This is a genomic window from Mycobacterium sp. (genome assembly GCF_052144515.1).
GTDB lineage: Bacteria > Actinomycetota > Actinomycetes > Mycobacteriales > Mycobacteriaceae > Mycobacterium.
On sequence record NZ_JBKQQD010000007.1, the window covers coordinates 1 to 6,101 of the forward strand.

Genomic DNA, 6,101 nt, shown 5'->3' on the forward strand with positions numbered 1-6,101 from the left:
GACCAACTCCCCGCTGGGCGCCGGTGTCGCGCCCGACCCAGCGCGGATCACGGCCGAATTTCCTTACTTCAGCTGTCCGTGACACCGCTGAGCTGCTCCCAGGGGACCTCATCCAGGAAGGTTTGCAGCGCCCAACACTGCTTACTCCGGGCGGTCAAACCGCCGCTAATTCAGCGTGACACTGGAGTTACCCCTTCGTGCGGAAACCCGGAAACCGCCTTCCGTGATGCGTAGATCAGCTAATCAGATTCTCATCTTTGTGGCGGATCCGCCACTCGTCCGCCATTACTGTGAGAATTCCGCCATCTTGGATGAGAACCGACAGCGGCGCTGTCGATTCTCAAAAAGCGTAGGGCTCAACAAACTCGCTCCAGGATTGACAGTGCGCGACAACGAGGTCGCATCGATCCGAATCACCTGGCCCACAGGTAACTTCGCCAAGGAGGCATCGTGGAGTTCCTGGTCACCATGACGACCCACGTTCCTGAAGGCACGACCGAGGAAGCAGTGAGCGAGGTGCGGCAGCATGAGGCCGCCCACTCGCACGACCTCGCAGAGCGCGGATGCCTGCACCGTTTGTGGCGTCCCCCATTGCAACCCGGCGAGTGGCGCACGCTGGGTCTCTTCTCTGCCGATGACGCCGATGACCTTGAAAGCGTGCTCGCGTCGATGCCGTTGCGGATCTGGCGCACCGACGAAGTGACGGCGCTTTCGCCGCACCCGAACGATCCCGCGCTGTCGGGTGTCGGGCCAGGCCGGGAGTATCTGATCGCCATGACGATTACCGTCCCGGGCGGGACGCCTTCCATTGCCGTGGATGACAAGTTGGACCGCGAAGCCCAGCGGGCTCGTGAGCTTTCCAGCCGAGGTCACCTCCGGCGGTTGTGGGCGCTGCCCGCAGACGAGTCCGTCGGGCGAACTCTCGGCTTGTGGAACGCCCGCGACCCAGATCAACTCGCCGGCATCATGAGGTCGTTGCCCCTCTACCCGTGGATGACGGCGACGACTACTACGCAACTCTCGCCACATCCCAGTGACCCCGCCACCCTGGCGTGACATCATGTCCGCCTGCAACGCCATGGCTCAGCCGTCATCGATGCGCAAGATGCTGATGTTACGCGGGACGCGTCAGATCGCCCGCGGTGCAGCCATTGCCGCCATGGCGCTCTTCGATGGAGCCAATGTCTTCGCTGTGCGAGCACAGCCAACGAAAGCAATCAGCCCGCGTCGCGAGCACCACGGCGGCCCTTACCCAGAGGAACAAAGCAATGGACCTTAAACTCGAAGTCGTAGTGCTTCCCGTGACCGACGTCGACCGGGCCAAACACTTCTACCTGTCACTCGGATGGCGTCTAGACGCCGATATCGCCGCAGGCGACGACTTCCGTGTCGTTCAATTCACACCGCCCGGCTCACCGTGCTCGATCATCTTCGGTGCCGGGATCATCACAGCAGGAACGGCCCCCGTCACAGGACTGCATCTCGCAGTCACCGACATCGAGGCCGCGCGAACCGAATTGATGACAGCGGGAGTCGAGGTCAGTGAGGTCTTCCACGACGTCGGCGGCGTGTTTCACCACGCCGGCACCAACGGCAGAGTCCCGGGCCCACACCCGGAGCACCAGAGCTATGCCTCGTTCGCTTGCTTCAGCGACCCCGACGGCAACGGCTGGTGGCTACAAGAGATCACGGCTCGGCTGCCGGGGCGAATTGACGCCACGACGTCGTTCAGTTCTGCTGGCGAGCTCGCGAATGCACTTCGACGCGCGGCGACCGCTCACGGACAGCACGAGAACCGGATCGGACAGCCCGATCCGAACTGGCCCGATTGGTACGCCGAATACATGGTGGCCGAATACCCCGGTGCAGAACCACCCGAATGAAAACGCCATCGTCCGGGCGCGTGCACCGTCGACCAGACGTAAGTATCGCCGTGCAGAAGTTCCACTGGCTAACAAGTAAGACGCCGACGACCAGCGTCGGGGATGGCGTCGGGGACGGCATAGCCGTTTGAAGATAACTTCCCAAACCACCGGAGGCCACTGAAATGGATTGCCAGGACGAAATCGTCAGTCAGGCGGGCGCGGCAGTAGTCGCGGCGACGCACGGATAATCCGTTGCTCGAGAAGGCCGTTAAGGGAACTCAACCGGTTTACGACACTACGAATACGAGGAGAACCCAATGACAACGGTGAACTCACCGACCAACTCCGAACAGATCCGCCTTGACCGACGGTCGCCTGCCTATTGGCGAGTCACCATCGACAACCCGCCGATCAACGTCATGGGCCCGGTAATGGTCCAGCAGTTTCAGGAACTCATCAACGCCCTGGAAGCCGACGAGCACGTCAGGGTCGTGGTCTTCGACAGCGCCGTTGAGGACTACTTTCTCAATCACTCCGACTTCCTGGCCAAGCTCGAAGACTTGACCGCAATGCCGGCCGGTCCGACGGGCTTGCCGCCTTGGCCGGACTTCCTCGCGCGTCTGACCCGCCTGCCAGTCGTCTCCATTGCCCTCATCCGTGGGCGTGCGACGGGCAACGGCAGCGAGATCACGCTCGCGTTCGACATGAGTTTCGCCAGCCGCGAAAAGGCCATCCTCTCGCAATGGGAGGTGGGCGTGGGGATGGTCGCCGGCGGCGGCCCCATGGCCCGGCTGCCCCAACTCATTGGCCGAAACCGCGCCCTCGAGGTGCTCTTGAGCTCCGAAGACATCCGGGGAGAACAGGCCGACGCCTTCGGCTACGTCAATCGCGCCCTCCCCGACGCCGATCTAGACGCGTTCGTCGAGGCGCTAGCGACCCGCATCGCCGGTTTCGACAAATGGGCGATCGCCAATACCAAGCGCCTCGTCAACACCAGCCTGCCGCCGGACGTCGAACTCGCCGCCGGGTGGGATGCGTGCATCGCATCGCTTGGGCGACCCGCCGCCCAGGAAGGAATCACAGCGCTCATGGCCAGCGGCTTTCACAAGCCTGGGGACGTCGAAGATCGGCTCGGATACTACGTGGGCCAGATCGCGCGGTAGGCAGACGACAACCAGAATAGGGACACCCAACTAAAAAATCATAGCTACGTATTCTCGTTTTCGTGTCATCGATGACATTGCGATGACACTGAAAATGAGAATACGACAAAGAAAACGGAACTTTTGAGACGCCTGCGTCGAGAGAGAGAAGAAGACAACAAGAAAGACAACCGTCTCGGCGGCCGCCGCGCTCGACATCGATTTCGCGTTGGCGGCGGATCGCAGACGGCCTGGGGTGGGCGTGGCGGTGGCGAGTTCGGCGAGGCCGCAGCGCAATACGTGGTCCTGGACGCTGGCACCAGTCTCTGGCCGTTTCGGCGGAAAATTTGTGCGCACCGGCGATTAAAACCCGATGTCGTACACCAACAACCGGTTGTCGATCCTAAGATGGCCCCGATCCGGAGGTAACTCGACATGGTCAGCACAACAAGGGGTTACGACGTCATCGTGGTGGGATTGGGCGGTATGGGAAGTGCCGCCGCCTATCATCTGGCCGCCCGAGGACGCCGGGTGCTCGGCCTGGAGTGGCATGAGCCCGCCCACGACAAGGGATCCAGCCACGGCGGGTCTCGGATCATCCGCCAGGCTTATTTCGAGGACCCCGGTTATGTTCCGCTGTTGCTGCGCGCCTACGAGCTGTGGGAGAAGCTGGCTGCCGACTCCCAACGTGACGTTTGTCGACTCACCGGGGGCCTTTTCATCGGGCCACCGGACTGCCTGATCGTATCCGGTAGCCTGCGCGCCAGCCGCCAATGGAATCTGCCGCATGAGTTGCTCGACGCCGCCGAGATCACCGCCCGGTTCCCGAACTTCACGCCCCACCCCGAAGATATCGCGCTCTACGACGCCAAAGCCGGGTTTGCACGACCGGAGCTGGCAGTGCGCGCACATGTCGAAATCGCCGAAAAAGCGGGGGCCACACTGCAATTTGGTGAACCCGTGCTGGATTGGAACCAGACCGCCGCGGGGATGCGGGTCATTACGAGTCGTGGGTCGTACACCGCTGGGCAGTTGGTGATCTGCCTGGGCGCCTGGGCCCCGCAGGTGCTGGGTCAGTTCGGTGTTCCCATAACGGTGGAACGTCAGGTGATGTACTGGCTGGACCCGATCGGCGGTGTTTCGGGGTTCGAGGATCACCCCATCTTCATCCACGAGAACGCCGTCGGCGTACACACATACGGCTTCCCGGCGATCGACGGACCGCGGGGCGGCGTGAAAGTCGGCTTCGCCCGCAACGGGACCGCCTGTACGCCGGACACCATCGACCGGGTGGTGCACGAGCGGGAAATCAGCGAGATTAGGGCGCGGGTCGCCGAGTTATTGCCGGCGCTGGCTGGCCAGTGCCTGCACGCGGCGACCTGCATGTACTCCAATACTCCCGACCGGCACTTCGTGATCGGGTGCCACCCGCAATGCGCCGACGTCATCATGGCGTGCGGATTCTCCGGGCACGGCTTCAAATTCGTTCCGGTGGTCGGCGAGATCCTTGCCGACCTGGCCATCGATCGGGCCACCGACCACCCCATCGCGATGTTCGACCCGCAGAGATTGCCGACCGCATGACCGCATGCCGGGCCTGGCCGTCGGCGAAGGGGAACAGGTCAATCGGGCGGGCTAACCGTGGGCCGAGGTCTCCCCGCCGCGTACCGGGCGGCGATCCGCAGGGGCGGCACATTCGTCGGAGACGGCGCGCTAGGAACCAGGTGGTCGGGGTTAGTCGTGCGGATAACGCGGCAATCTCGCCGTTCGTCGAGCGCTGCCAAGCTGAATACGCTGCGCGCACTTCCCATGAAAGCCTCGGTGGGGACCGCCAGGAGGTACCAGCGGGGCTTCCAGTCTGCCCTCCCGCCAAAGCGTTGCAAGGCGGCGCGCACCAGCGCCGGTCGGTGATTCCACCGCACCAGGGACAGGTCATCGCCCTCGATATGCACCAGGCCGTTGTCGGCGACCGATGCGGTGACGGGGATGACCGCCGACGGTTCCCGCATGGAGTGGTTGAAGTGGATCCAGTGAATCTGATGGCCCGGCGCGTACGAATCGCACTGTTCATCAGTGCCAGAGAGATCCCAGATGTATCCGGCCATGGAGAATCCAGACTTTCGAGCCTCCGCTCGGGAGGCGCTCTTGCCCGGCACCGGTTGGTGTCGGCCGCTTCGTCATCCGAGCCACCCACGAGCGTGGGGTTGGCGCGCTGTCCAGTCGGAGCTTGGCGACAGCGTCTCGTGAAGCAAGGTCAGTCTATTTGGGATTTACGACGAGCAAGCCCGCAATATGGATGGCTGGTTCAATCCCAACTTGTTGAATGTGGCCAGGAGGGCGTGGTCTGCAGCCATGCTCTTCTAGGCGGTGATCGGGTGTGGCTCGCTCAATCCCTGTCGCCTGCTGGCTGACTACTTACTGGCTTGCCAGCCCGGTCACCGCCGCCCCTGCGGGGAGTGGCTGAAGAGAGGCCTGCGTTGCCGAAAGTTGGTGTGCCCTCCTCGCTTTTGAATTGTGTCGAGGCAAAGGAGAGGTTGGTGCCGGTTGCGGTGACGAGGATATCCGGTGATCGGGTCGTGGTTGCGGTTGATCCGCACAAGGCGTCGTGGACCGCGGCCGCGGTGGATGGTTCACTGCAGCCATTGGCCACCGTGCGCGTGCCGGTCAGCCGCGACGGCTATCGGGCGCTGCGCCGGTTCGCGCACCGCTGGCCGCACGCCCGCTGGGCAATCGAAGGAGCCGCCGGTCTGGGGGCACCGCTGACTACGCTGCTGGGTACCGATGGCATCGAGGTCATCGACGTCCCGGCGAAGCTGGCCGCTCGGGTGCGAGTGCTCTCGAGCGGGCACGGCCGCAAAAACGACGACGCCGACGCGCTGTCGGTCGGTATTGCTGCGCTCACGTCACCCGCGCTGGGCACTGTCGAGATCGATGCTGCTACCACGGCTTTGTGCGCTGTCGTCGAGCACCGCGATGACCTAGTGAAGACCCGCACCCAGACCGTCAACCGACTCCATGTCGTGCTCACCAGGCTGGTTCCGGCTGGTGCCAGGCGCCACCTGAGCGCCGATCATGCCGCCGAACTTTTGCGCGG

6 protein-coding genes and 1 riboswitch are annotated in these 6,101 nt (G+C 63.4%); of the genes, 5 read left to right on the top strand and 1 reads right to left on the bottom strand.

Annotated elements, in window-relative coordinates:
* Window positions 1–450 precede the first annotated feature (450 nt).
* The 4 genes from ACLP9N_RS00200 to solA all read left to right on the top strand — a co-directional run bounded on the left by ACLP9N_RS00200 (window position 451) and on the right by solA (window position 4,591).
* On the top strand, window positions 451–1,056 hold the full coding sequence (locus tag ACLP9N_RS00200) for a muconolactone Delta-isomerase family protein (protein ID WP_442405511.1): 606 nt from the start codon (window positions 451–453) through the stop codon (window positions 1,054–1,056).
* A 212-nt stretch (window positions 1,057–1,268) separates the two neighbouring features.
* Window positions 1,269–1,883, top strand: coding sequence for a VOC family protein (locus ACLP9N_RS00205; RefSeq protein WP_442405512.1), 615 nt, complete (start codon window positions 1,269–1,271; stop codon window positions 1,881–1,883).
* Between the two features lie 299 nt (window positions 1,884–2,182).
* A complete protein-coding gene (locus ACLP9N_RS00210; protein ID WP_442405513.1) occupies window positions 2,183–3,028 on the top strand; it encodes an enoyl-CoA hydratase/isomerase family protein in 846 nt (281 codons plus the stop codon).
* Between the two features lie 414 nt (window positions 3,029–3,442).
* Window positions 3,443–4,591 (top strand): N-methyl-L-tryptophan oxidase, encoded by a 1,149-nt coding sequence (gene solA, locus ACLP9N_RS00215; RefSeq protein ID WP_442405514.1) that lies wholly within the window; start codon window positions 3,443–3,445, stop codon window positions 4,589–4,591.
* Between the two features lie 38 nt (window positions 4,592–4,629).
* On the opposite strand, the gene ACLP9N_RS00220 is transcribed toward solA, so the two are convergent.
* On the bottom strand, window positions 4,630–5,112 hold the full coding sequence (locus tag ACLP9N_RS00220) for a hypothetical protein (protein WP_442405515.1): 483 nt from the start codon (window positions 5,110–5,112) through the stop codon (window positions 4,630–4,632).
* Between the two features lie 31 nt (window positions 5,113–5,143).
* Window positions 5,144–5,256: riboswitch (SAM riboswitch) on the bottom strand.
* A 288-nt stretch (window positions 5,257–5,544) separates the two neighbouring features.
* Between ACLP9N_RS00220 and ACLP9N_RS00225 the strand changes: the two genes are divergently transcribed.
* A partial coding sequence (locus ACLP9N_RS00225) for an IS110 family transposase (protein ID WP_442405516.1) occupies window positions 5,545–6,101 on the top strand: 557 nt, incomplete at its 3' end.

Bases quoted from the DNA above. Each gene is read 5' to 3' on its own strand.
- ACLP9N_RS00205 (WP_442405512.1), top strand. From the start codon at position 1,269: ATGGACCTTAAACTCGAAGTCGTAGTGCTTCCCGTGACCGACGTCGAC.
- ACLP9N_RS00210 (WP_442405513.1), top strand. From the start codon at position 2,183: ATGACAACGGTGAACTCACCGACCAACTCCGAACAGATCCGCCTTGAC.
- solA (WP_442405514.1), top strand. From the start codon at position 3,443: ATGGTCAGCACAACAAGGGGTTACGACGTCATCGTGGTGGGATTGGGC.
- ACLP9N_RS00220 (WP_442405515.1), bottom strand. From the start codon at position 5,112: ATGGCCGGATACATCTGGGATCTCTCTGGCACTGATGAACAGTGCGAT.